Origin of the sequence: Streptomyces griseochromogenes, assembly GCF_001542625.1 — a bacterium.
Lineage (GTDB): Bacteria > Actinomycetota > Actinomycetes > Streptomycetales > Streptomycetaceae > Streptomyces > Streptomyces griseochromogenes.
On sequence record NZ_CP016279.1, the window covers coordinates 4,577,591 to 4,604,204 of the forward strand.

Genomic DNA, 26,614 nt, shown 5'->3' on the forward strand with positions numbered 1-26,614 from the left:
GTTGTCGGGGGAGTTCGGGTGACGGTGGAGATGAGCCGCGCTGGGCGGGCGGTGTGTCTCCGGATCAGTACCGTGCACGGTGGGGCTGAGAAGATCCAGCCTTTCGGCAAGAATCGGTAGAACAGGAGCTGACGGCCGAACAGGCGGGCTGACGGCCACCGTTCGATTTCCAACGAGTCGCATTGTCCATGTCCTCCGCGCCCTCGGCACGCCCTCTCGTCGCCCTCTGCTCACCGGAAGCGCCGACTTGGCGCCGGCGGCATCCGCCGGGGCATGGGCTTCCGCGTCCCCGGCGGTCGCTGCCGGCAGGCGACCGCCTCTTCAGGAGGACACGATGGGTGGGCCCGCAGCAGGGTTGTGGCTACCGCGGGAGCAAAGCGCGCTCGATGCCCTGCCCTGGCTGGAGAGCTTCTGCGAGGTGCGGATCGAGAGCGGCGATTCCCTGGAATTCCACGTGCGCGACCCCGCGGTGCTGGGCCTTCCTCGCCCGCGACGGGACCGATCCTGCGCGTTCAGTCTCGGACCGGAGTCCCTGGAGGACTACCGAGAACTGGGTTTCCCGGGACTCGGCCGGTGGCCGGCCGCCGAGCTGTGTCTGCTGGCCCATTGTTCGGGGAAGGACGATCACCTGCTGTTGGGCCGTCTCGCCCTGTCGCTTGCCGAGCGTTTCGGTGCACTGATCGATTTCGGCGGCCTGCTCGGGTATCGATACTCGCTGTACGGGGTCACCGATGAGGAGCGGGCCGTCTGCCTTGCCCGGTCGCGCGGTCTGGTCGCCTCGCTGCCGGGCCGCGTCTGGGAGATGCCCTATGCCACCGGTGACGGAGTCTGCGGCTACAGCCACGTCGCTGATCGCGAGTTCCTTGCCGCCTGGCTGGGCCACCGGGAGTTCCGGATGATCAAATAGGGGTGGCTGACAGGTGGTGGCATGATCCGAGGGTCTGTCAGCGCCTCCGTCAGTGCCTGTCCCCTAGGGGACGACTCAGGTCTGAACGAGGGATGATCCCGATGGTGCGGGCGCGAGCTCGGCTTGCAGCATGGGGCTATGACAAAGGCACAGCCGATCGAGCACCGAGTCGGGCGGAAACGCGGCCTGCGGGCCGTGGCCGTCGGCGCGGCCCTGCTCATGAACTTCCTGATCGCCGCTCTTCCCGCTCAAGCCGCACCGTCCGGGTTACCGGCCGCACATCCGGCCCGGATGCGGCTGCCGGTCCCGACGGGCAGGTTCCCTGTCGGAGAGGTGACGCTGCACCTCGCCGACACCTCCCGCCACGACCCGTGGCACCCCGCCCAGGACGACCGCGAGTTGATGGTCAGCGTGTACTACCCCACGACACGCGCGGCCGGCCGCCCCACCGCGCCCTACATGCTGCCCCGAGCCGCGGCGCACTTCGACTCGGTGACCGCCAACGACTACCTCGGCATGGACGTGCCGAGGGGGCGGGCCGACTGGGCGGCCACCGTCACGCACGCCGCGCAGGGTGCCCCGGTCGCCCACGGACACCGGAAGCGGCCGGTGCTGCTCTACGCCCCGGGGCTGGGCGAACCCCGGACCTGGGGCACCACACTGGTGTCGGACCTGGCGAGCCGAGGCTACGTCGTGGTCACCGTCGACAACACCTACGAATCCCCGGAAGTGGAGTTCCCCGACGGTTCGCTGGCCACCATGGTCACTCCCGGCGGTCCCGATGCCTTCATCAGGAAGGCCCTCACGATCCGGGACGCCGACACCAGCTTCGTGCTGGACCAGTTGGGCTCGGTCGACTCCGGACGGAATCCGGACGTGGACGGCCGCCCCCTGCCCCGCGGCCTCGTCGGCACGCTCGATCTGTCCAGGGTCGGCATGTTCGGCCACTCGCTCGGCGGCACGGCCACCGCCACGGCCATGGACGCCGACCCACGGATCAGCGCCGGCATCAACATGGACGGCAACCTCACCAACTACGACGGCACACCGATGCCCGTGGCCGAGCACGGGCTCACCCGCCCGTTTCTGCTGATGGGGAAAGACGGACAGACGGACACGGGCCCCGGCTGGGCCGCGTTCCGGGCCCACACGCCCGGCTGGAACCGCCAGCTCAGACTGCGCGGCTCCGAGCACGCGTCCTTCACGGACGCGGAGTCCCTGCTGCCGCAGCTGGGCCTGGCGCCGGTCACCCTGAAGCACGACATCGGCACGATCGCTCCGGCCGCCGCCGTTCGCACCAACGAGGCCTATGTGTCGGCGTTCTTCGACCACTGGTTGCGCGGTACCCGCGGCCACTTGCTGGACGGCCCTTCGCCCAGGTACCCGGACATGGAGTTCGTCGACTGATCCACCGGGTGGCTCATCCCGACGGGGCTCACTTGAAGTAGACGAGGATGCGCCCGGTGTTGCCGGAGTCGACCTCCCGGCGGACGTACAGCTTCCGGATGTGCTTCTGGTCGAGGAACGCGAGGACACGAGCCTTGAGCCGCCCGGACCCCTTGCCCGGAATGATCTCCGCGACGGACTCGCCCGAGTTGTTGGCCCGGAAGAGGAACTGACGCAGCGCCAGTTCGATGTCGCGGTTGTTGCGGAAGATCGGGTGGAGGTCGAGCGACATCATGCGGCGCCTCCGATCGGCGCGGCCTGCGCCCGCTCTCTGCGGGCGCGGCAGGCGGCCGCCTTGATCCTTTGCCCGCAGGACTCCATGTCGCACCACTGTAGGCGCATGCCGCGGGAGCGGTCGATGCCGATCCGGGTGCATTCGGGGTTGCCGCACGCCTTGAGCGGTCACGCGTCCGGCCCGCTCGGCGGTGCCAGGGCTTCGTCGTCGCACGGCCCGCCGAGGCGGCGGGCGGTGATCAGCCGGTGCGGGGCCTCGCGCACGGCGATGGCCTGCCGGACGTCGCTGTCCTGGCTGAGGGGGACGGCGTCGACGATGCCGGACTCCACGTACCACGCGTCCAGACGCTCGGGCGAGATGAACATCTCGAAGCCCACGGTGCGATGTGCACGGAGGGGCGCGGCGAAGGTCAGGGCCGGAGTCCCGCGGACGAAGACATGCCCCGGGTTCGCGTCACCACCTTGACGGCTGACGATTGGGGCTCGCGAGAACCGTCAGAGGCGGTCGGCGTCGACCACGGCCTGTGCGAAGGCCGCGGGTGCCTCCTGAGGCAGGTTGTGGCCGATGCTTGTGAGAGTGCGATGGTCGTACGCGCCCGTGAACCTGTCCCGGTACGCCGCACCGTTTCCCGGAGCCGTGAACGGATCACGGTCGGCGTCGAGGGTGATGGTCGGCACCTCGATGACCGGCTGTGCGGCAAGCCGCTTATCGATGCCGTCGTAGCGTCGCTCGCCCTCGGCGAGGCTCAGCCGCCACCGGTAGTTGTGGATGACGATGTCGGCGTAGTCGGGGTTCTCGAAGGCCGCTGCCGTGCGCTCGAACGTGGCATCGTCGAAGGGCCAGGTCGGGGAGACGGTGTCCCAGACGAGCCTGGTCAGCTCGTGGCGCTTGGTCCTGTCCTGCATGGCGAGCCGGCCCCGCTCCGTGGCGAAGTAGTACTGGTACCACCAGGCGTACTCGACCTTGGGTGCCAGCGGCCGCAGATTCGCCTCCCGGTCGGTGATGAGGTATCCGCCCACCGAGACCAGGGCGTTGCAGCGCCGGGGCCAGAGAACCGCGACGATGGCGGCGGTCCGTGCGCCCCAGTCGAAGCCCGCCAGAACGGCCTTCTCGATCTTCAGGGCATCCATCAGGGCGACGATGTCGAGCGCGAACACCGCCTGCTGGGCGTTCCGGAACGTCCGGGCGGACACGAACCGCGTCGAGCCGTGCCCCCTCAGATAAGGCACGATCACCCGATAGCCCTCGGACCCCAGCAGGGGAGCCACGTCCACGAAGCTGTGGATGTCGTACGGCCAGCCGTGCAGGCAGATCACCACGGGGCCGTGCGCGGGGCCCGCCTCGGCGTAACCGACGTCCAGCAGCCCGGCCCTGACCTGCTTCAGCGAGTCGAACGACGTGTGTGTGCCCGGGGCGACCGTGGGCATCGTCGGTGTCGCGGATCCGTCGTGCGCGGCGGCGGAGGCGGCGGGGAGTCCCTGCCGGCCGCCCAGTGAGGCGGCGGTCGCGCTCGTCCCCACGCCGAGGAGCTTGCTGAAAGTACGCCTGTTGATCATGCGAAGCCCTCCCGTGTCTCCGTTCACCAGCCTGCGCGCAGCAGGGCATGCCGGCCATTCGACGGTGCGCGTGCTTGTCATGGTGTGCGTGCGTGACGACTGCGCCACATGAGTCGTTGCTGGTCAAACGGGCGATTCTGGCCGGCTGACGGCTGCGGCTGGTCGTCGCCGCCCCGCATTCTGTGTGTCCTGGGGTCAAGTCGCCGGTCAGCGCCCTGTCCTCAGGCACCGGGGGATGTCCGGTGCCTATGGTGAAGTGTGATCAACAGCGACAGGGAGCCTCGGCTGGAGCGCCGGCGGCGGCCGGGATACAAGGCCGCAGCGGGCGTGTTCGCCGTCGGGATGATGGGGACCACCCTGCCCACACCGCTGTACGGGCTGTACCGGCAGCAGCTCGGGTTCTCCGAACTGATCGTGACGGTCGTGTTCGCCGTCTACGCGGTGGGTGTCATCGCCGCCCTCCTGGTCGCCGGCGGGTTCTCGGACGTGCTGGGGCGGCGACCGGTGCTGCTGGCGGCGCTCGGCCTGGCCGCGCTCAGTGCGGTCTGTTTCCTGGCCGAGGGCGGCCTGCCGCTGCTGTACACGGGCCGGGTGCTCTCGGGCTTCTCGGCCGGCCTGCTGAGCGGCACGGGCACCGCAGCCGTCCTCGAGCTCGCGCCGCCCGAAAGGCGAGGCCGTGCCGGACTGGCGGCGACCGCGGCCAACATGGGCGGGCTGGGCCTCGGCCCGCTCGTCTCCGGCCTTCTGGCCGAGTACGCGCCCTGGCCGCTCGAACTGCCCTTCGTCGTCCATCTGGTGCTCTTGGCGGCCGCCGTGTCGGTCGTCTGCCTGCTGTCCGAGACGGTGCCCCGCTCCGACCCGCGACCGCCGCTGCGGCCGCAGGGCATGAGGATTCCGCCGCAGGTGCGTGGAGTGTTCGGGCCCTGCGCCCTCGCCGCCTTCGCGGGCTTCTCCATGCTCGGCCTGTTCACGGCCGTGGCCCCCGCCTTCCTCACGCAGACACTCGGGGAGCGCAACCTGGCGGTCGCCGGTGCCGTCGTCTTCTGCGTGTTCTGTGCCTCGACCTGCGGGCAGGTGCTCATGGGACGGATCGGCCCGCGCCGAGCCCTGCTCCTCGGATGTGCGGTGCTCGTCGCCGGACTTCTCCTCATCGGGGCCTCGTTGCTCCTGAAGGCCTTTCCCGTCCTGCTGGCCGGTGCGCTGACCGGTGGAGCCGGCCAGGGGATGGCGCTTCGCGCGGGGCTGACCGAAGTGAGCGACGCGGCGCCCGGGGCGCACCGGGGCGCCACCATCTCGGCGTTCTTCGTCGTCGCGTATGTCGGGATCTCCCTGCCGGTCGTCGGGGTGGGCGCCCTGACGGTGGCACTGGGGCTGCGCACCGCCGGTGTGGTGTTCACGGCGTGTGCGGTCCTGCTCGTGACGGCGGTGGGCGTGCGCGTGAGACGGAACCTCTCCGAGGCAGCTGCCCGTTCGTGAGCGACGAAGACCGTCCTCGTCCGGCTCCCTGAACGTCCGGCCGCACTCCGGCGTCGAAGGACTGACAGCCGGCGAAGGCGAAAGGTCCGCACATGACATCCGTACGATCCGTTCCGCGTCCGCGCTCCCCGCTGCCGCGCATCGCACTGCTGGCAGGGCTGGTGTGGGCTGTCGCGGCCTGCGGAGACGAGTCCTGGTCGGGCAGAGCCGCGCAGTCGAGCAGCACCGCTTGGAAGGAGCCGTCCGCATACACGTACACCCTGGACTCGACCGGGGGAGAGCGGCTCTTGACCGGTACGTTCCGGGTGAGCGTACGGGACGGGAAGGTGACCCACGCGGTGGGGCTGGACGAGGAGAGCCGCAGGGTGGTCCAGCGGTCACCCGGAGCCGTGCCGACCATCGGCCGGCTGGTGAAAGAGCTGGAGCAGGCGCGACATGACGGCGCGGACACGGCCGAGGCGGAGTACTCGACCGTCGGCCACCCGCTGCGGATCACCCTGGATCCGGATGCCAACGCCGTTGACGAAGAAGCCCGTTACGTGATCCGCGACTACACGCCCGGACCTGCCTAGCACCGCAGGTGCCGACCCGGTCGGTGCCTGACGCTGAGCGGAGAGGGCAGGATTCGAACCTGCGTGGGCCTTGTGGGGCCCGACCTCGAGGCGTGCTCGCTGGTCCCCGATCAACCACTCCGGGCACCTCTCCCAGCTCCCGGCTTCCGGTTTCCCGTGCCGTTCACATGCACAACAGTGACAGCCGCTGCTGATACGGGCCTGACGCGCCGCTGACACGCCGTCGGGCGGGGCCGCCCCGAGGGCACGCCCGTGCGCCTTCCGCGCGCGGGCGAAGTGATGTGAGCCGGGACAATCATCGCCATGAGCGATGACATGGACGACGCCGAGAGCCGCTTGGTCAGGATCGAGCGGCTGCTGCAGAGCAGGGAGCATGAACTCGTCCCGGCGTGGCGGCGGGCGACGCACGGCGAGCCGCGCTGGGCGGTGACCGCCGTGATCCTGGTGGCGGTGGCCCTCCAGCTGACGCTGCCGCACCGGCTCTCGCTCCTGCCGTACTGGGCGCTTCCGGCACTGGAGTTGGTGTTGCTGGCCGGCCTGACCGCCGCGAACCCGCGCCGGGTCGAGCCCCGGACACGTCGGCTGAGGTTGCTGGGGCTGGGCCTGATCTTCGTCATCAGCGTGGCCAACGGCCTGGCGGCCATCCGGCTGGTGGCGGACCTGGTGAACGGCAGCGCGGGGTCCGACGCGGTCCCGTTGCTGCTGGCCGGCGGAGGCGTCTGGCTGACGAACGTCATCGTGTTCGCCCTGTGGTACTGGGAGTGGGATCGTGGCGGCCCGATGGCGCGGGCCCTGGGCGAGAGGCAGTTCGCCGACTTCCTCTTCATGCAGATGCAGAGCCCGGAGGTCGCCCCGCCGGACTGGGAACCGTCGTTCCTGGACTACTTGTACCTGTCGTTCACCAACTCCACGGCCTTCAGCCCGACCGACGTGATGCCACTGTCGCGGTGGGCCAAAATGCTGATGATGCTGCAGTCCTCGGTGTCCTTGGTGACCGTTGTCCTGGTGGTCGCCCGGGCCGTCAACATCCTGAAGTAGCGGGGCGAGCCGGGGGAGTTGCGGCCGGTCCTGATCCCAGTGCCCCTGCAAATGACATGTCTTCACTTCTCATGATGCCCTGTGGAATGATGAGTGGTATGGAGATGGACGGGCAATCGTACCCCGGGACAGGATGGAAATGACCGTAGTTTTCGATCCGCGAGATCCATCAGTACGCACCGACCCCTACCCGATCTATCGACGCCTGCGTGAGGCGGATCCCATCCACCGATCGAACTTCGGTTACTGGGTTCTTTCGCGTTACGCAGATGTGGATGCCGTACTGCGCGCCCCCGAAGCGTCGAGCGAGTTCTATCGGAACACCACCTGGGCCAACCGCCGTGGCGGCCCCGAGAGTCCGCTCGTCCAGAGCGTGCAGAATTGGATGCTGATGCTCGACGGGCCCGCCCATCGGCGGATCCGCAGCGTGATCAGCAAGGTTTTCACCCGTGCCTCGGTCGAACGATTGAGGCCGCGCATCGCCGCGGAGACCGAGCGGCTGCTCGACGCCGTGGGTGAGGGTGACACCGACCTGATCCAGAGTCTCGCTCTCCCCCTCCCCGTGACCGTGACCTGCGAACTTCTCGGCCTGCCCACGCGTGACCGGGACCAGTGCCGACGCTGGACGGAGCACATCAGCCGTGTCATCGACCCCTCGATAACCGACGAGGACGCGGCCGACATGAATGCTGCGGAAGTGGAGTTCAGGGAATACGTATCCGGTCACATCAAAGAGCGCAGGGCCACGCCACGCGAAGACATCCTGTCGCTCCTGGTGCACGCCGACGTCGACGGGGAGCGGCTGACCGACGCGGAGATCATCGCCAATATTCAATTCCTGTTCGTCGCCGGACACGAGACAACGGTCAACCTGATCGGAAACGGCCTCCTGGCCTTGCTCCGGCACCCCGAACAGCTGCGGATCCTGCGCGAGAATCCGGAATTGATCGCCAACTCCGTCGATGAGATATCCCGCTACGACACTCCGGTGCAGATCGTCTCAAGAATTCTGGGCGGAAGCGTCGAACTCGGTGACGTCACGCTCCCCGAGGGAGCCAAGGTAATGCTCCTCTTCGGGGCGGCCGGCCGTGACCCGGAGCGTTATCCCGATCCCGACCGAATCGATGTGACGCGCACCGGAACGAAAACGCTGGCTTTCAGCGGTGGCCCCCACTATTGCCTGGGCGCCGGGCTCGGAAAGATGGAAACCGCCATCGTGCTGACCGAACTGCTGCGCCGGTACTCGAAGATCGAACTCACCGGCGAGGACCTGGTCTGGCGACCCAACGTCAGCTTCCGGGGGCTGCGGGAACTGCCCCTCAGACTCATCCGCTGACCTGCGCCGGCGAACGAGGACCGGCCGGGGGACGGTGCACCGGACCCCGGCCGACCGGCATCAGTCGAAGGTCCCCCGCAACCAGTCGCGCATCAGGCCCGCCGTGTACGGGGCCTCGTCCTCCATCATGGTGAAGTGGTTGCCGCGAGTGACCACGGCGGAGTGGTCGAACGGCCAGACGGGTGCCCAGTCGGCGGGCCAGCCCTCCAACGGGGAACCCGCGCGCACGAACAGCACCGGGACCGGCACGTCGTGGAACGGCCAGTCGAACGTGGCGTAGTGCAGCATCGCCGTGATCCAGGCGTCGTCGGCGGGTATCGCCACGTTCGGGTCGTCGGCCCGATCCTGCAACTCGCCCCGCAGGCCGGGGGCCAGAAAGGCGAGCCGCTCGTCATCACCGGGGGAGTAGCTGTCCAGCAGGACGACACCGGCGGGCGGAGAGCCCTGGTCGTACAGGTATCGGGCGAGCATATGAGCGATCAGCCCGCCGGAGGACAGGCCGGCGAGGACGAAGGGGCGCTCGCCCAGCTCAGCCCGCAGAACGGCGGCGTGCGTCTCCAGCAGCACTGCCGGGTCCTTCGGGAGCGCATCGCCGCCGCGGAAGCCCACTTGGCGCAGCGCCCAGACGTCCCGCTCACCCTGGAACGCCTTCGCCACACGCGCGTACTGCACCGGATCCGAGGTGCCCACGGCCGACGTGACACACACCAGGGCCGGCCCGTCCGGGCCGCCGGCGAGTCGGGCCAGCCGTGGGAGGTCCGGCAGCTCGTCCAGCGAGGTGTAGTAGGTGCGCCGGCGTGCCCAGTCGGTGGCGGCGATCCGGACGAGCATCTGGCTGATGGTCTCGCGCGCCTCCTCCTCCGCGGCGTCGTCCTGCGGCCGGGCCAGCGCCTCCGTCAGATGCCTGACCAGCGACACCGGATTCTGATGGTCGAAGACGACGGTCGGCCGCAGCCGCACATCGAGTGCCTCGCTCAGATGGTTGCGGATACGGACGGCGGCCAGTGAGTCCACGCCCATCTCCAGGAACCCGGCGTGCGCGCCGAGTTCGTCCGTGCCGTCGTGTCCGAGGGCCAGCGCGGTCTTGCTCAGTACCAGGTCGAGCAGTGCCTGGTGCCGCTCCGGTTCGCCGAGGCGGCCGAGCAGTTGACGCAGACCGGTGTCCGGGGTTTCCGGCCGGGTCACCAACTCCCGCAGCAGTGGCCTGTCCTGGGCGTGCAGGTCGAGCCGGGCCGGAACCAGCACCGGATCGCCGAGCGCGAGCGCGGCGTCGAAGAGCGCCAGCGCCTCCTGCGTGGACAGGGAGTGCGCCGTCGTGTCGAGATGACGGGTCATGTCACTGCGTTCCGCCCACAGCCCCCAGGCGAGCGAGAGCGCGGGCAGCCCCCGCGCGCGCCGGTGGTGTGCCAGCGCGTCGAGTACGGCGTTGGCGGCGGCGTAGTTCGACTGGCCCGCGCTGCCCGCGGTGGCGGCAGCCGAGGAGAACAGCACGAACGCCTTCAGCCGCAGGTCCTCGGTCAGCTCGTGCAGGGCAAGCGCGGCCTCCGCCTTCGGGCGCAGGACAGCGTCGATACGGTCCTGCGTCATGGTCGTCACCACGCCGTCGTCGAGCACCCCAGCGGCATGGACGACAACCGTCGGCCGGTGCGCGGCGAGGAGTCCGGCCAGCTCGGTCCGGTCCGCGATGTCGCAGGCGGCCACCGTGACGGCGGCGCCCAGCGAGGCGAGTTCGTCCGGCAGCCCGGACGCCTGTCCGCGGCGGCTCACCAGGACCAGGCGCCGCACCCCGTGTGCGGTGACCAGATGGCGCGCCAGCAGCCGGCCGAGCGTGCCGGTGCCGCCGGTGATCAGCACGGTGTCCTCGGGCCCGCCGATCGTCCTGGCGCTCCGCGGGGTGGCCCGAACCAGCCTGCGGGCCAGCACTTGACCGCCCCGCAGCGCGACCTCCGGTTCGTCCGCCGCCAGGGCGGCGGCCACCGTCTGCGGGGTGATCTCGTCGGCGTCCAGCAGGACGAACCGCCCCGGTTCCTCGGTCTGCGCGGACCGGACCAGACCGATGACGGCCGCACCGGCCAGGTCGGGCACGTCCTCGCCGGACCTGGCGGCCACGGCGCCCGAGGTGAGGAACACCAGCCTGGAATCGGCGAACTCCGGGCTCGCGATCCATCCCTGGACCAGACTCAGCGCGCGGTGCGCGGATTCCCGTACCGTACCGGCGGAGCCGGCCACGAGCACCGCGCCAGGCGCCGGCAGACCCGAGGACATGGCCTTCTCCAGGGCGCGCAGATCCGGGAAGGCGGGGAACCGGTCGGTCTCGAATCCCACGGCCGCGACGCTCTCCGACGCGACACCGCTCGCGGGGTGCACCTCGACCCACTTGTTCCGGAAGAGCGCGTCCTTCGGGGCGTCCATCCGAACCGATGCCGGACGCAGCACCAGTGAGTCCGCCGACAGCACCGGCACACCCTCGCCGTCGGTGACGGTCAGTCGTACGCCGTCGTCGAATGATCCCCTCAACCGCACCCGCAGCAGGGACGGCTCCGCCGCCCGCGCGCTCACACCGGTCCACGCGAACGGGAGCAACGGGCCGTCGGAGGCCGGGGTCCCGGCACCGAATCCCAGAGCGTGCAGAGCGGAGTCCAGCAGCGCCGGATGGACCACGAAACCGCGGGTGTCCACCGGGCAGGCCACCTCGGCGAAGACCGTGTCGCCGCGCCGCCACACCGCCCGCAGCCCCTGGAACGCCGGGCCGTAACGCAATCCGCGGTCCACGAGCGAGGAATAGAGACCGGCGTGCGCGACCGGCTCCGCACCGGCAGGCGGCCACTCCTCGAGAACCTCCGGCGCCGCGGACGCCGGGCTCAGCACCCCTTGACCATGACGCACCCAGTCCGCGCCGTCCACGCGCGCATGGAGGTCCAGGCGGCGCCGCCCGGTGCGATCCGGTGCGCCGACGCGCAGCTGTACCGTCGCGGAGCCGTCGTCGTCGGGCAGGACCAGCGGCCGTTCCAGGGTCAGTTCCTCGACCGTGGCACAGTTCGCCGCCGCCCCCGCGTGCAGCGCGAAGTCGAGCCAGGCGGTACCGGGCAGGATCACCTCGTCCAGCACCCGGTGGTCGGCCAGCCACGGGGACGCGGCCACCGACAGACGGCCGGTCAGCACGAACTCGTCGCTCTCCGCCAGCTCGACGGCCGTTCCCAGGACGGGATGACCGGCACTCCTGGCCTCACCCGGCATCAGCCAGTACCGCTTGCGCTCGAACGGATACGTCGGCAGCTCGGCGAACATCGGTGTGCCCGGCGCGGCCCATGCCGTCCAGCGCGGGCCGAGACCGCGGACGTACAGCTCGGCCAGGGACGCGAGCAGCGCCCTGCGACCGTCCTCCTGGCGACGCAGCGATCCGACGGCCAGGGCCTTGTCGCCGACGGCCTCCAGCACGGCCGGGACCAGCACGGGATGCGGGCCGACCTCCACGAAGAACGAGTGCTCGGGCACCGCCAGCCCCGCGACGGCGTCGTAGAACCGTACGGGCAGACGCAGGTTCCGGTACCAGTACCCGGCGTCCAGCTCCGTCCCGGCGAGCACACCGCCGGTCACCGCGGAGTGGAAGGGGATGTCCGTGGCCTTCGGCGACACCGGCGCCAGCTCGGCGAGGACACGCTCGCGGACGAGCTCCACCTCCGGCGAATGGGACGCGTAGTCCACCGCCAGCCTGCGCACCCGCACACCCGCCTCGGCCAGGTCGGCGAGCAGCGCGTCGAGCGCGTCGACGGCTCCGGCGACCACCGTCGATCCCGGCCCGTTGACCGTCGCGACCGACAGCCGCTCGTCCAGCCGGGACCGCAGCTCCGCCTCGGGGAGTTCCACCGAAGCCATGCCGCCGCGGCCGGACAGCTCCGTCAGCGCCTTCGCGCGCCGGGCGACCACCAACGCGGCATCCTCCAGGGACAACGCGCCCGCGACATGCGCCGCCGCGATCTCCCCCTGGCTGTGGCCCACCACCGCGTCCGGCTCGACACCGCAGGCGCGCCAGAGGCCGGCGAGGGAGACCATGACCGCGAACAGCGCCGGCTGCACCACGTCCACGCGCTCCAGCGAGGGCGCCCCCGGCCGCTGCCGCAGCACCTCCGTCAGATCCCAGCCGACATGCGGGGCCAGCGCTCGTGCGCAGCGGCCGATGTGTTCGCGGAACACCGGCGACGACTCCAGCAGGTCGGCCGCCATCCCCTCCCACTGACCGCCCTGGCCGGGAAAGACGAACACCACCTTGCCCGTCAGGTCGGCCGTGCCCGTGACGAGGCCCGGCGTCGTGCCACCCCGGCTCAGCGCGGTCAGACCGGTCAGGGGATCGGCGTCGAGTACGACCGCACGGTGATCGAACGTGCTGCGGGAGGTCACCAGCGCATGCGCGAGAGCGGCGGGTTCCCCGCCGCCCAGGTGCGACAGCAGCTGTCTGGCCCGGGCGCGCAGCGCGGAGTCGGTCCGTGCCGACAGCACCCACGGCAGCGGCTGAACGTCGACGGCCTCCGGCGCCTCGACGGGCTGCGCCTCTTCGAGGATCACATGGGCGTTGGTGCCGCTGATCCCGAACGCGGACACCCCGGCGCGCCGGGGCCGGTCCGCGCTCGCCGGCCAGGGGCGGCTCTCGGTGAGCAGCTCCAGCGCGCCCGAGTCCCAGTCCACCTGTGACGACGGGCTGTCCACGTGCAGCGTCCTGGGGAGGGTCCGGTGCCGCAGCGCCAGTACCGTCTTGATGACTCCGGCGATGCCGGCCGCGGCCTGGGTGTGCCCGATGTTCGACTTCACCGACCCGAGGGCGAGCGGGGTCTGCCGGTCGCGGCCGTAGACGGCCTGCAAGGCCGATGCCTCGATCGGGTCGCCGAGCCGGGTCCCCGTGCCGTGCGCCTCCACGGCATCCACGTCCTGGCCGCGCAGCCCGGCGTCGGCCAGCGCGTCGCGGATGACCCGCTGCTGCGAGAGTCCGTTCGGCGCGGTCAGCCCGTTGGACGCGCCGTCGGAGTTGATCGCGGTACCCCGAATGACCGCCAGCACCGGGTGACCGTGGGCGAGGGCGTCCGTCAGCCGCTCGACGAGCACGACCCCGGCGCCCTCGCCCCAGCCGACCCCGTCCGCGGCCTCGGCGAACGCCTTGCAGCGGCCGTCCGCGGCCAGCCCGCCGTTGCCGTGGAAGGCGGCGAACACACCCGGCGTGGACATCACCAGGACGCCCCCGGCCAGGGCGAGATCGCACTCCCCGGAGCGCAGCGACCGCACGGCCAGGTGCAGGGCCACCAGCGAGGAGGAACAAGCGGTGTCGATCGAGAGCGAAGGGCCCCGCAGACCGAGCAGGTAGGAGACCCGCCCGGACAGCACGCTCGCCGCGGTGGCCGTCGCCAGATGGTCACCGTGCTCGTTGTGGTTGCTGACCTCGCCCAGCAGCCTGCGGTAGTCGTGGTCGCTGGTGCCGGTGAACACCCCCGTACGGGAGTCGCGCAGGGACACCGGATCGATTCCGGCCCGCTCCACCGCCTCCCACGAGATCTCCAGCATCAGCCGCTGCTGCGGGTCCATCGACAGGGCCTCACGTGGACCGATCCCGAAGAAACGGGCGTCGAACCAGGCCGGATCCGACAGGAACGCCGCCGCGCCGGTGAACTCGTCCGGCCATCCCCGGTCGGCGGGGAACTCCGTCACCGCGTCGCGACCCTCGCTCAGCAGCCGCCACAGCCCCTCCGGGTCGCTCACGCCGCCGGCGTACCTGCAGCCCATGCCCACCACGGCGATCGGCTCGTGTGCGCTCGCCTCGGCCACCCGCAGCCGCTCCCGGGTCTCCCGCAGCGCGGTGGTCAGGCGCTGCAGGGTGTCGAGCACCTTGCCGTCATCAGTCATCGACGCGGTCCTTCAGCATCAAGGAGAGCTCTTGTTCGGCGTGGTTCAGCAGGGTGTCGAGATCCGCCGTCTCGGACTCCGGCTCCGCGGTGTGCTCGGGCTCCTCGGAGGCCGGGGCGAGCGCCGTGTCGAGATAGCCGGCCAGCGCGGTGGGCGTGGGATGGTCGAACAGCGCGTTCGCGGGCACCCGCAGCCCGGTCTCCGTGCTGAGCTGGTTGCGCAGCTCCACGACGCCCAGGGAGTTGAGCCCCTGTTCGTGGAAGGGCCTGCCCGGCCGTATCTGCGCGGAGGAGTCGTGCCCGAGCACCCGGGCGGCGTGCCGGCACACCAGGTCGCGCAGCGCGCGGGCCCGCTCGGCCGAGGACATCCCGGCAAGCCGCCGCACGAGCGAGGAGACCTCCTCGGGCGGCGTGGCCTCCTTGCTGTGCTGCACTTCGGGCAGGTTCGCGAGCAGGGGGCTGTGCCGGGTGGTGGCGAACACCGACAGGAAACGCGCCCAGTCCACGTCGGCGATCACCAGGCCGGACTCGTCCTGTGCGAAGGCCAGCTCCAGAGCGTCGATCGCCAGGTCCGGGTCGAGCACCGTCATGCCGTTGCGGCGCAGCCGCGCGCCGACGACGTCCGCGTCCGCCCCGTCCACCGCCATCCCGCCGGCTCCCCACGGCCCCCAGGCCACCGACGTGGCCGCGAGTCCGTCGGCGCGCCGCTGTTCGGCCAGCGCGTCGAGGTACGTGTTCGCGGCCGCGTAGTTGGCCTGGCCCGCGTTGCCCACAGCGCCGGTGGCCGAGGAGAACAGCACGAACGCCGCGAGGTCGCCCGCGAGTTCGTGGAGGTGCGCGGCGCCACCGACCTTGGCGTGCAGGACGCGCTCCAGCCGCTGCGGATCCAGCGCGTCGATCACGCCGTCGTCCAGGACCCCGGCCGCGTGCGCGACCGCGGTCAGCGGACGGTCCTCGGGGATCCGGGCGAGCAGGGCCGCCACCTGTTCCCGGTCGCCCACGTCACAGGCGGCCACGTCGACCTCGGCGCCGAGCGCGGTCAGTTCGGCCACCAGCTCGGGATCACGCGCGTTCCTGCCCGTCAGGAGCAGCCGCTCGACGCCCGCCCGGGCGAGCCAGAGGGCGACCCGCCTGCCCAGCGCGCCGAACGCACCGGTGATCAGCGTCGTACCGCGCACGGGCCAGTCGCGGCTGGAGCCCGCGCCGACCGGTGCGTGCAGCAGACGCCGCACGAACACTCCCGAGGCGCGCACGGCGACCTGGTCCTCCGCGTGGGACAGCGCCCCGGCCAGCCGTTCGGCCGCCCGTGCGTCCACCGTGGCCGGGAGATCGATCAGCCCGCCCCACCGCTGGGGGTGCTCCAGTGCCGCGACCCGGCCGAGGCCCCACACCATGGCCTGCGCCGGGCTGCCGAGCCGGTCGCCGTGGCCCGTGGACACCGCCTGCTGCGTCGCGCACCACAACGGCACTTCGAGTTCGGCATCCCCCATGGCCTGGACCAGTGCCGTGGTCAGCGCGAGCCCCGCCGGTACCCCGGCGGTTCCGGGACGCTCTCGCTCGTCCAGCGCCAGCAGGGACAGCACCCCGTCGACGGCGCCGCCCTCGCCGTTCGCCAGGGCGGCCAGCCGCTCGGCGATCTCCGCGCGGTCCGCTCCGGTGCCGAGGGGCAGCGTCCGGTCGCCGAGCGCGGCCCTGAGCGGCTCCGGTACGGGCAGGTCAGCGCTGTGGACGAGCAGCCAGTTCCGCCGGTCGGCGACCTGGTCCACGGCCGGCTGCCAGCTGATCCGGTACCGCAGCCCGTTCATCGCCGCTTCCCGGTCACGGGTGCGCCACCACTGCGCCAGCGCCGGCACCAGCTCGCTGAACTTCCGGTCGGTGCTCGTGCCCAGCAGTTCGGCCAGCAGCTTCAGGTCATGGCTCTCCACGGCCGCCCAGAACGCCGAGTCCGGCTGCCGGGATCGCCCGTCCACCGCGTCGGGCAGCAGCCAGAACCGCTTGCGCTGGAAGGCGTACGTGGGCAGATCCACCCGGCGCGCCCCGCTCCCGGCGTACCACAGCCGCCAGTCGGGTCCGTGGCCACGGACCTGCAGCGCCGCGACGGTGTCCAGCACGTCGTCCTGCCGCAGGACGGGGATCACCGTCGCCTCGACGGTCTCGCCGAGACAGTCCGCGGCCATCTCGGTGAGCGTCGTCTCCGGTCCCAGCTCCAGGAACGTGGTGACGCCCTCGTCCTGCAGTGTCCGCATCCCGTCGAAGAACCTGACCGTGCCGCGCACATGCCGCACCCAGTACTCGGGGGAACACAGCTCGTCGGCGGTGGCCGGACGCCCCGTCACATCGGACACCACGGGGATCTCGGGCGGCTGGTAGGCCAGGCTCTCGGCGACCGCGCGGAACTCGTCCAACAGCGGGTCCATCAGGGACGAATGGAACGCGTGGCTGACCCGCAGGCGCTTGGTCCGCCGCCCTTGCGCACGCAGGCGCTCGGCCAGCGCGACGACCGCCTCCTCGACACCGGAGAGCACCACGGAACGGGGCCCGTTCACCGCGGCCAACGACACCCCGGCAGGCAGTGGTTCGACCTCCTCCGGCGCCGCCGCCACCGCGTACATCGCGCCTTCCTCGGGCAACGCCTGCATGAGCGAGCCCCGCGCCGCGACCAGTCGACACGCGTCCGGCAGGGACAGCACCCCGGCCAGATGGGCGGCGGTCAGCCCACCGATCGAGTGCCCCAGCAGCAGGTCAGGGCGGATGCCCCAGCTGTCGAGCAGCCGGAACAGCGCCACCTCGAAGGCGAACAGTCCGGTCTGTGCGAACTCGGTGCGGTCGAGGGCCGCCTGATCCGCGCCGAACACGGTCTCCTTCACCGGCAGGCCCAGCTCGGCGCACACCTCGTCGAAAGCCTCGGCGAAGACCGGGTAGGCCGCGTGCAGGGCGCGCCCCATGCCCAGACGCTGGCTTCCCTGACCGGTCAGCAGGAAGGCCAAGCCTCCCTCGGCCACCGCGCCGACGGTGAGCGCGGGGTCGGACCGGCCCGCCGCCAGCGCGGTCAGCGAGTGCCGCAGCCGATCCGGGTCACCGGTGAGTACGGCCCGATGGGTCAGCGCGGACCGGGTCGTGGCCAGTGAGAACCCCAGGTCGTGCGCGGTGAGACCGGCATGGGCGTCCCAGTGCGCGGCGAGCCGTCCGGCCTGGGCGCGCAGAGCCGTTTCCGAGCCGCCGGAGACCGTCAGCACAGGCGGTACGGTCTTCGTGGGCTCGGCCGCACCCGCCGCCCCGGCGGGCGGCTGCTGAAGGATCACGTGCGCGTTGGTTCCGCCGATCCCGAACGAGGAGACGCCCGCCCGTCGCAAGGGGCCGGCATCGGGCCACGCGGTCCGCTCGGTCACCAGCCGCAGCCCCGCGTCCCAGTCCACATGCGGGCTGGGCCGGTCGACGTTGAGGGTCGCCGGGATCACCCCGTGCCGCATGGCCAGCACCATCTTCATCACACCCGCCGCGCCGGCCGCGGCCTGAGTGTGCCCCAGGTTGGACTTCACGGAGCCCACGAGCAGCGGCCGGGCCGGCGGCCGGTGCGCCCCGTACGCCTCCAGCAGGGCGCCTGCCTCGATCGGATCGCCGAGCTTCGTGCCGGTACCGTGCGCCTCCACCACGTCCACGTCGGACGGCTGCAGCCGGGCGTCGGCGAGCGCGGAGACCAGCAGCCGGTGCTGCGCGGCCCCGTTGGGCGCGGTGAGCCCGTTGCTCGCTCCGTCGGAGTTGACCGCCGAGCCCGCGATCAGGGCGAGCACCGGATGGCCGTTGCGGCGTGCGTCGGAATACCGCTCCACCAGGAACATCCCACCGCCCTCCGCCCAGACGGTGCCGTCGGCATCCTCCGCGAACGGCTTCAGCCGCGCGTCCGGTGCGAGCCCGCCCTGGCGGCTGAACTCGATGAACACCTTGGGCGACGACAACACGGTCACCGCGCCCGCCAGAGCGAGCGAACATTCGCCACGGCGCAGCGCGGCGGCGGCCAGGTGCAGGGCGACCAGCGAGGACGAACACGCCGTGTCGATCGAGAGATTGGGCCCCTCCAACCCGAACGCGAACGAGATCCGGCCGGAGGCCACACTGGCCACGGTCCCGATCGCCAGATGCGGCCGTACGGCGCTGTCACCGTGCCCGGGTCCGGTGCCGTAGTCACCGTGGGACAGGCCCGCGTAGACCCCGGTGTCGCTGCCGCGCAGCGTGGCCGGGTCGATCCCGGCCCGTTCGCACGCCTCCCAGGACAGTTCGAGCAGCAACCGCTGCTGCGGGTCCATGTCGAGCGCCTCGTGTCCGCCGATGCCGAAGAACGCGGGGTCGAAGTCCGCGGCGTCGTGGAGGAACCCGCCCCGGCGGACGTAGCTCGTGCCCGGCCGTTCCCGTTCCGGGTCGTACAGATCGGCCAGATCCCAGCCGCGGTCCTCCGGCATCGCCGAGATGGCGTCACGGCCCGAGACGATCAACCGCCACAGATCCTCCGGCGAGTGCACCCCGCCGGGGAAGCGGCAGCTCATCCCGACGATGGCGATCGGCTCGTCCGTACCGGTGCGGCGGGGGAGCGCGGGCACCGGGCGGGGCGTGCGGTTCTCCAGGTGTGCGGCCAGCCGGTTCGGGGTGGGGTGGTCGAAGAGCGCGGCAGTGGCGATCTTGAGCCCGGTCCGTTTCCGCAGTCGTTTCACCAGTTCCACGGCGGCGAGGGAGTCGAGCCCGAGCTCGAAGAACGACCGGTCCGGACCGTAGCCGCCCGCGATCATCGACTCGGTCTCGGTCCGGATCACCCGCCGCAGGTCCGCCGGCCGGGACGAGGAGCGGGAGGGCGGCTCGGCCACGTCGGCCGGCAGATGGGTGCGCCGGCCGCCCCAGCCCCGGAAGACCGAGGGCCACCGCACCGGGACGCCATGGGTGTGCAACTCGCCCAGCGTGCCGAGGACGGCGTGCAGGTCAGACTGCTCGGCGCCGCCGCGCAGGGCGGCGGTGACCAGCGCGGTCGCGGCGGCCGGCTCGGGCAGTGTCTCCTCGACCAGCGCGGCCAGCACCCCGTTGGTGCTCATGTCCACGTAGGTGTCCACGCCCGCCGCGTGGAGACCGGTCACACAGCCGAGGAAATGCCCGGTACCGCGCACCTGCGCGCCCCAGTACTCGGGCAGGCCGACGACCCCGGGATCCGATCCGAGCCCGTTGTGGACGGGCACGAGGGGGATGTCCGGCGGCCGCCGGGACAGACCGCGGGCGAACTGCTCGAACTCCTCGGCCATGGCGGCCATGTGCGGCGAGTGGAAGGCCCGGTCGACCGGCAGCCGCTTCACCTTGCGCCCGCGCTCCGACCACACTCCGGCGATCCGCAGCACCGTGTCGCGGTCGCCGGAGATCACCACGGAGTTCGGGGCGTTGACCGCGGAGATCCCGGCCAGGTGCTCCACCCCGGCCAGCGACTCCAGCGCTTCCGCCTCCGAGACGCGCATCGCGACCATCGCTCCGCCGACTGGCGTCTTCTCCCGGAACAGCCGGATCCGTTCGGCCAGCAACGCGCAGACGTCGGGCAGGGAGAACACCCCGGCCACGGTGGCCGCGGCCAGTTCCCCGACCGAGTGCCCCACCACGTAGTCCGGGCGCACTCCCCAGTCCTCGAACTGCCGGAAGAGCGCCACCTGGAGGGCGAACAGCGCGTCCTGGGTGTAGAGCGCCCGGTCGGCCGGTGCGACCTCGGTGGGGGCGTCGCCGAGCAGCAGGTCACGCACCGACCAGGTGGAGACCGCCTCCATGTGGGCGCACACATCGTCCAGGGCGTCGGCGAACACGTCGAACAGCGGATACAGCTCGCGTCCCATACCGGGCCGCTGCCCGCCCTCACCGGGAAAGAGGAAGGCCACCTTGCGCCCGGTGCCGGCCTTTCCCGCGCCGCCCCGGCCCGCGGCGAGCTCACCGAGCCCGTCGGCGAGCTCGCCGCGGTCGGCGGCAAGGAGCACCGCCCGGTGCGGCTGGTGCCGCCGGGCGAGGGCCAGGGTGTGCGCGGTGTCGAGCAGATCCGGGGCGTCGGGCCCGGCAAGGCGCAGGCTCTCCGCCTTGCCCCGCAGCGTCTCCTCACTGTCCGCCGACAGCAGCACCGGCAGCGTCGGGACCGTGGTCCTCGTCGACCGCCGCGGCCGTGCGGGCGGTTCCGACAGCACCAGCGCACACGCCGTGCCCGCCCCGTCCACGCAGCCGAACAGGGCGGTCAGGCGGCTGTCCGGGCCGAGCGGAACGCCTGGTACGGGAACCTCTCTGCGGCCGAGCAGCACGGGCAGGTCCAGCAGAGCCGCCACCGCGTCCTGCTCCTCGCCCGGCTCGGTGCCGTCGAGGAGCCCGTCCAGGGGAGCCTCGGCCGGATGGTAGCCGCGCCGCCAGACGAACCGGATGTCGTCGTGGCCCACGTCGGCGCGCGCACAGGCCTGCCGTACGACGTCACCCCGGCCGAGCGCGCTGCCGTCGATCACACAGTGGATCGGGTCGTCTTCGGCCACCGCGGCCGTAACCGGCTTGAGCACCAGGAAAGCGCCGCTCCCGTCGGGCGCGACGACCCCGGCGAGCGCGAGCGCCGACTCGCCGGCGCGGATGCTCTGGCAGGCCAGGTGGATCACCCCGGCGGGCAGGGTGTCCAACGTCAGTGCCGGCCCGAGCACGCCGAGTTCGGCGGCGATCGGGTCGGCCTGCGCCATGCTGAACACCCCGGCCGCCGTGTCCCGCAGCCGCTCCGGCACGACGCCTGCGTTCTCCAGCGCCCGCAGCGCCGCTTCGGCCGGTGGCACCGCAGCGGAACGAGGGGATATGCCGATGACCGCGACTGGCGCCGGACCGGCAGTGCTGCTCGGTTGCATAGGACCCTGTCCTGTAGTGGTTGGTCAGATCCCGCGGATCCGGTGGACGAACTCGGCCAGGTCGGCCGCCGAGGCCCTGCCGCTCGACGTGGCGAATCCGTTGACGAGCCGGACCAGGGCGTCATAGGCCTCGGTGTGGTCGTAGGACGTGGCGTCCGTGATCTTCAGTGACCACCGCCAGTACCCGTTCAGCGTGTCCGCGAGCGGCATCCGGAAGGTGGACAGCACGTCCTTGAGGTCCGGCACCGTCGCCGCGAGCCCGTGCCGCCTGATGTAGGCCTCGACGAGCTCGCTGTAGAAGGCGAAGTGCCGGGCCTCGTCCCTGGCCAGCCGGTGCAGCAGATCGCACAGCACCGGCTCCTTCGCCACCGCCTTGAACCGCTGGTAGAAGAGCTGGGTGGCCTTCTCCTGCACGAGTGTGTAGGTGAACGCCTGCACCGGGTTCTCGTAGGGCAGGGCGAACTTCTTGCGGCCCTCCTCGGCCAGCTCCAGCATCAGCGTCTCGGGGTCGCTGATGCCGGCCTCGACCTGGTACCTGGTGAGCACCGACGCGTGCCGTTCCTCCTCGTTCGCCCAGGAGATCAGGAACCGGAAGTACTCCCGGTTGAAGCAGAACTCCTCGATCGCGAGGTCGGTGCCGGACACGGGGAAGGCGTCCAGGAAGTAGGTGAGGTACCCGGGGATGTGGTCCTCGATGAACGTGATGAACCGCACCACCGACCGGTCGGTGTCGGTGAGTTGCTCCGGCCGCAGGCTCGCCCAGGACAGCTCGTCGACCGACCACTGACGCGTCGCCGCGCGACCGACCGCGTTCCGGGTCAGCTCTCGCATCTCCCCGGGCTCGATGGACTGCCGTAACCGCTCCCCGTCGGCCTCGATCAGGGTTTCGTTCACGGTGCCTCCGTCGGACCCATCCGGGACTTCAGCGCGCTCAGCGCGTAGTGCTTCGTGGTGTAGCCCCAGCCGGCGTTGGCCGTCCGGAGATACCGGACGAGCGGCTCGCTCATGCCCGGCGCCACCATCTCGACCCGGTCACGCGAGGCTTCCACCCGCCGCTCCCATTCCTCGATGGTGCGGTGGTAGTGCGCGGTGAGGTCGGTGAGTCCGGTGAGGCTGAAGCCGGCCGATTCCACCGCCTCGACGAGCACCGACAGCGGCACCATGTCGGCGAACCCGAAGATTCCCTCGGTGACGTGCTTGGTGCCCGGCCGCCGCGAGAACTCCTCGTAGGCCGCGTGGTCCCGGAAGCAGCTCTCCGACAGGTACATCGAACCGCCCTGCCCGAGCAGCCCGTACGCCTTGCGCAGCACCGCCGTTCGGTTCGGCATGTGCACGATCGACCCGAGCAGGGTGACCGCGTGGAACCGTCCGGTCACCTCGATGTCGGCGAACGACCCGAGCTCCAGCGTCACCAGGTCGGCCACGCCCAACTTCTCCGCCTGCGCCCGGATGTACTCGGACTGCGGGCGCGAAGGAGTGACGCCCGTGACACGGCAGCCGTACTCCCGCGCCATGAACAGCGTCAGGCTGCCCCAGCCGCACCCGATGTCGAGCAGGCGCTCACCGCCGGTGAGGCCGAGCTGCCGCGCCACGAAGTGCAGCTTGTTCGTCTGCGCCTGATCGAGGTCGGTGTGCTCGTCGGTGTACAGCCCGGAGCTGTACTTGAGCCGCTGGTCGAGGTAGATGCCGAACAGTTCGGCAGGCAGCTCGTAGTGCTGGTTGGTGGCCTGATAGGCCTCTTGCGGGGTGATCGAGGTCATGACGTCGCCGGTTCCTCACCGATGTGCTTCTGCACCAGCGTGATCAGGTCGTCGACCGTCTCCGCGCCGAAGATGGCCTCGTCGTCGAACTCGGAGTCCCACTGGCGCTCCAGCTTGGACACCACCCTCAGCAGCTTCATCGAGTCGGCACCGGGCAATCCCTTGAGCACGTCGAGGACGTCGATGTCGGAGGGGGAGATCTCCAACTCGGTGGCCAGGCACTCGATGGTGATTTCGGCGATCTGCTCGCGGCTTATGGGCTCGCTGGTCATGATTCTCCTGTTCCGTGGTCGAAGTAGTGCCGGACGCGGCCGAAGGCGGCATCGTCCAGTTCCATGAGGGCCTTGGCCTGCTCGGAGCGGATGGGCTGGTAGGTACCGGTGGCCATGACGTGCAGCTCGTCCCCGGGGCCGATGATCTCGGCTTCGGTGCGCAGCACCCCGTTGCCCCGGCCGCTGATCCGCGCGACGGTCAGATACGGCTCGCCCACCCGGAGCGGCAGCAGCATCTTGGTGCGCAGGGTCACGGAGAACGCGAGCAGACCGTGGACCAGCGCGAGGGCGTCGCCCATCACCTCGTCCACCAGCACGTTCACGATGCCGCCGTGCACGATCCCCGGGTAGGAGGCGTAGTTCTCCGAGAACGTCGTCTCGGCCGCGTAGTCGCCGTTCGGCAGCTGCTTCAGGCTGAGTTTGAGACCGATCGGATTGCGGGGCGAGCAGCCGAAGCAGTTGAAGGACGGCTCCGCGTGCCAGGGAAGTTCGATCGTTTCGTCGGTGGTGTGCGCGGGAGTGCTCACGCGGAGACCTTCTCCCGCGACGACTCCTCGGCAATGGCCCGCCGCACGTCGGACATCTTCGTCAGCTTGTAGCCGGTGAGCGCGGAGAAATACTTGAACAACTGCTCACAGCACTTGGCCCATTCGCTGCCGTCCTCGTCCACCTCGGCGAAATAGGCGAACATCTCGTCGATGGTCTCGTGGTTCTCCAGCTCGGGCAGATTCCCCTTGAACCGGCTGACCGGATGGCGGTAGAGGTCGCGGGTGGTGCCCATGTAGATGTACAGGGTCTCCACCACGGACGCGCATTCCTCCGGCCGCTCCGCCAGCTGCTGCGCGGTGTAGTGGACGAATTCGCGCGCGTGCCGCGCCTCGTCGCCGCTGGCCTTCTTCAGGATCGCGGCGAGGACCGGTTCCTGCATGCTGCGGGCGACGCATTTGTACGCGTGCGTGGCGAGGACCTCGCAGATGACGTTGGTGGCCAGTGTGGCCGCCCGGGTCACCCCCGGCGGGTACGCCCCGCGCATCGAGGCGATCGTGCTGTGGTCGATGCTGTGCCCGGCCAGCTGGAGCCAGGTCTGGAAGGCGAGGTGGTGCTGGATCTCCTGGTAGCCCCAGATGGTCGCGAACTGCGAGAAGTCGTAGTCGTCGGAGAACTCGTTGAGCAGGCCGTGGGTGGCGGCGACGACGTTCGACTCGCCCACGATGGCACCCTTGGCGAACACGATGTGCTCGGGCAGCACACGATCGGCCCGGAACTCGTCCCACGGAATGTGGTGCATCTCCCAGGTCGCATGCTGATATCCGGCGAACACCCGCGCGCTGTGCATGCGCTCGTCCGCGAGGAGCGGGACCCCGGCAGCCGATTCCGTTTTGCTGTTCACACCCGTTCTCCTTGGTCAGTGCTTGTGGTGGTGGGGAACACCCGTGCGTCGAGATCGGTGGTGACGCGTCGCGCGGCCAGTCCCCGCTGCCACTTGCCGCTCGTGGTGCGGGGGATCCACCGGGGTTTGACCACGTAGACCTGCACCTGGGACAGATCCAGCTCGGCCGCCACCCGTCTGCGGACCTCCCCGTACACCGTGGCGGGATCGTCACCGGCCTCCACGATGACGCCGATCCGCTCGCCGCCCTCGGCATCGTTGTCAGCGAAGGCGACGCAGCGGCGGCGGTACACGCCCGGCACGGCGCGCGCCACCCGCTCGACGTCGTCGGGGAAGAAGTTCTGGCCGCGCACCACGATCATCTCCTTGCGCCGCCCGGTGACGTACAACTCGCCGTCGAGCAGGAAACCGAGGTCGCCGGTGCGCAGCCAGCCGCCGTCGAACGCCGCCTTCGTCGCCTCGGCATCGCGGAAGTACCCGGTGGTCACCGATCCGCCGGCGATCTGGATCTCGCCGAGCACTCCGTCCGCGGCAACCGCCCCGCCTTCGTCGACGATCCGGAGGTCGATGCCGTGCACCGCCCGTCCGACCGAGACGACCGGTTTGGCCGTGGGCGCGCTCTCGTCGACGGTTCGTGCGGTGCCGGTCCTGGCGAGTTCGCGGCGGTCCACCGCGCGGATCGTCGCGGTGTCACCGGGGCTGGGGTAGCTGATCGACAAGGTGGCCTCGGCCATGCCGTACACCGGGTACATCACCGACGGATCGACGCCGCTGGGCGCCAGGGCCTCGGTGAACCGTCGTACGGTGGCCGCGCTGACCGGTTCGGCGCCGTTGAACGCCAGCCGCCAGCTGGACAGATCGAGCGCGGCGAGCCGCTCCGCCGGCACGCTGTCGAGCAGGTGGTCGTAGGAGAAGTTGGGTCCGGTGAGCACCGTTGCGCGGTGTGCGGCGAAGTGCTGGAGCACCTCGCCCGGGCGGCGGAGGAAGGACATCGGGGCGAAGACGTGGACGTCGGCGCCGTTGAGCCAGTGCGACTGCAGCCCGATCAGGCCCATGTCGTGGAAGGTCGGCACCCACTGCACGAACACGTCGTCCGGGCTGAAGGCGCCCGACACCACGCAGGAGCGCAGGCCGGCCATGGTGGTCCGATGCGGCAGCATCACGCCCTTGGGCAGGCTGGTGCTGCCAGAGGTGAACTGGACGACGGCCAGCGAGTCCGGCTCGACGGCGGGCAGGGTGCGCGGGTTGCCGATGCCACCGGGCGAAGGCGAGGGTACGAGGGTCAAGTCGGCCCGCAGGGTGGCCAGTTCACGGCCGAGCGTGTCGTAGTCGCTGTCCAGCACGAGGTGGCTGATGCCGGCGACGTCCGTGATGCGCGCCAGTCGCTGGGCGACCGCTCGCACGTCCGTGAAGCCGGCCTGGACGGGCAGCACGCTGATCGCCGCCCCGGCCCGCCAGAGCCCGAAGATCGTGGTGAAGAAACGGGCGGCGGTGGGCACCAGCACACCCACGATGTCACCGGGCCGCACCCCGGCGCGCAGAAACTCGTGCGCGGCCGCCGCCGATGCCGATTCGAGGTCCGCAGCGGTGATGTCGTCGCCGGCGGTGGGAAATCTCGCGCGGGAATCCGGTGAGGCCTTTGCTAATCGGGCCAGGCTTTCCCCCAGGGTCTCCCCGTCCAGGAGAGCTGGTCGCATGCGGCGCTGCAAGATGATTCCCCTCGGTGGTCAGTGGGATCGAGCCCTTGTCGACGGGTTATATCAAGTGGGAAGTAAAGACGCGCTGCGTATCACAGATATCGCAGATGGCATTGTTTATTTCGCGTCGAAAGATTTTAATAAATTAGTTGGAGGCTCT

General features: G+C 70.8%; 15 protein-coding genes and 3 pseudogenes. 6 read left to right on the top strand and 12 right to left on the bottom strand.

Annotation, left to right across the window (positions count from 1 at the left end; genetic code table 11):
• Window positions 1-334: 334 nt before the first annotated feature.
• A complete protein-coding gene (locus AVL59_RS19440; protein WP_159399954.1) occupies window positions 335-907 on the top strand; it encodes a DUF6368 family protein in 573 nt (190 codons plus the stop codon).
• Between the two features lie 138 nt (window positions 908-1,045).
• On the top strand, window positions 1,046-2,314 hold the full coding sequence (locus AVL59_RS19445) for an alpha/beta hydrolase family protein (RefSeq protein ID WP_067306019.1): 1,269 nt from the start codon (window positions 1,046-1,048) through the stop codon (window positions 2,312-2,314).
• 28 nt (window positions 2,315-2,342) lie between these two features.
• Here the strand turns inward: AVL59_RS19445 and AVL59_RS19450 are convergent, their stop codons facing one another.
• The 3 genes and pseudogenes from AVL59_RS19450 to AVL59_RS19460 form a co-directional block, all read right to left on the bottom strand.
• Window positions 2,343-2,588, bottom strand: a complete 246-nt coding sequence (locus AVL59_RS19450; protein ID WP_067306022.1) for a Smr/MutS family protein — start codon at window positions 2,586-2,588, stop codon at window positions 2,343-2,345.
• Window positions 2,585-3,064: pseudogene (locus AVL59_RS19455) on the bottom strand (CGNR zinc finger domain-containing protein). Before AVL59_RS19455 ends, AVL59_RS19450 begins: the two are co-directional and overlap by 4 nt.
• Before the next feature lie 18 nt (window positions 3,065-3,082).
• On the bottom strand, window positions 3,083-4,144 hold the full coding sequence (locus tag AVL59_RS19460) for an alpha/beta fold hydrolase (RefSeq protein ID WP_067306024.1): 1,062 nt from the start codon (window positions 4,142-4,144) through the stop codon (window positions 3,083-3,085).
• Between the two features lie 258 nt (window positions 4,145-4,402).
• Here AVL59_RS19460 and AVL59_RS19465 point away from each other — a divergent pair, with 258 nt between their 5' ends.
• On the top strand, window positions 4,403-5,620 hold the full coding sequence (locus tag AVL59_RS19465; protein WP_335743746.1) for an MFS transporter: 1,218 nt from the start codon (window positions 4,403-4,405) through the stop codon (window positions 5,618-5,620).
• A 92-nt stretch (window positions 5,621-5,712) separates the two neighbouring features.
• Window positions 5,713-6,192, top strand: coding sequence for a DUF6174 domain-containing protein (locus tag AVL59_RS19470; RefSeq protein ID WP_067306026.1), 480 nt, complete (start codon window positions 5,713-5,715; stop codon window positions 6,190-6,192).
• A 38-nt stretch (window positions 6,193-6,230) separates the two neighbouring features.
• On the opposite strand, the pseudogene AVL59_RS52225 reads toward AVL59_RS19470, so the two are convergent.
• Window positions 6,231-6,325, bottom strand: a pseudogene (locus tag AVL59_RS52225).
• A gap of 170 nt (window positions 6,326-6,495) precedes the next feature.
• Here AVL59_RS52225 and AVL59_RS55855 point away from each other — a divergent pair.
• Both AVL59_RS55855 and AVL59_RS19480 read left to right on the top strand, forming a co-directional pair.
• Entirely contained in the window at window positions 6,496-7,230 is a 735-nt protein-coding gene (locus tag AVL59_RS55855) for a DUF1345 domain-containing protein (RefSeq protein ID WP_067306029.1), read from the top strand.
• Window positions 7,231-7,369: 139 nt separating this feature from the next.
• A complete protein-coding gene (locus AVL59_RS19480) occupies window positions 7,370-8,566 on the top strand; it encodes a cytochrome P450 (RefSeq protein ID WP_159399955.1) in 1,197 nt (398 codons plus the stop codon).
• Between the two features lie 99 nt (window positions 8,567-8,665).
• Here AVL59_RS19480 and AVL59_RS19485 read toward each other — a convergent pair.
• From AVL59_RS19485 to AVL59_RS19520, 8 genes and pseudogenes are all read right to left on the bottom strand, one after another.
• Window positions 8,666-14,455 (bottom strand): annotated as a pseudogene (locus tag AVL59_RS19485) (SDR family NAD(P)-dependent oxidoreductase); the annotation flags it as partial.
• A complete protein-coding gene (locus AVL59_RS19490; protein WP_067306047.1) occupies window positions 14,448-21,266 on the bottom strand; it encodes a type I polyketide synthase in 6,819 nt (2,272 codons plus the stop codon). The gene AVL59_RS19490 and the pseudogene AVL59_RS19485, both read right to left, overlap by 8 nt.
• A 93-nt stretch (window positions 21,267-21,359) precedes the next feature.
• Complete coding sequence (locus AVL59_RS19495) at window positions 21,360-22,229, bottom strand: acyl-ACP desaturase (protein ID WP_067306049.1); 870 nt, start codon at window positions 22,227-22,229, stop codon at window positions 21,360-21,362.
• Window positions 22,226-23,095: an SAM-dependent methyltransferase gene (locus AVL59_RS19500; protein ID WP_067306051.1), complete on the bottom strand. Its 870-nt coding sequence runs from the start codon at window positions 23,093-23,095 to the stop codon at window positions 22,226-22,228. Before AVL59_RS19500 ends, AVL59_RS19495 begins: the two co-directional genes overlap by 4 nt.
• A complete protein-coding gene (locus tag AVL59_RS19505; RefSeq protein WP_067306052.1) occupies window positions 23,092-23,367 on the bottom strand; it encodes an acyl carrier protein in 276 nt (91 codons plus the stop codon). The genes AVL59_RS19500 and AVL59_RS19505 overlap by 4 nt, the downstream gene beginning before the upstream one ends.
• A complete protein-coding gene (locus AVL59_RS19510) occupies window positions 23,364-23,894 on the bottom strand; it encodes a PaaI family thioesterase (protein WP_067306053.1) in 531 nt (176 codons plus the stop codon). Before AVL59_RS19510 ends, AVL59_RS19505 begins: the two co-directional genes overlap by 4 nt.
• On the bottom strand, window positions 23,891-24,757 hold the full coding sequence (locus tag AVL59_RS19515; RefSeq protein ID WP_079146798.1) for a ferritin-like domain-containing protein: 867 nt from the start codon (window positions 24,755-24,757) through the stop codon (window positions 23,891-23,893). The genes AVL59_RS19510 and AVL59_RS19515 overlap by 4 nt, the downstream gene beginning before the upstream one ends.
• The gene (locus AVL59_RS19520; RefSeq protein WP_067306056.1) at window positions 24,754-26,454 is read right to left on the bottom strand and encodes an AMP-binding protein; all 1,701 of its coding nucleotides are present in this window, start codon (window positions 26,452-26,454) and stop codon (window positions 24,754-24,756) included. Before AVL59_RS19520 ends, AVL59_RS19515 begins: the two co-directional genes overlap by 4 nt.
• Window positions 26,455-26,614: the final 160 nt, after the last annotated feature.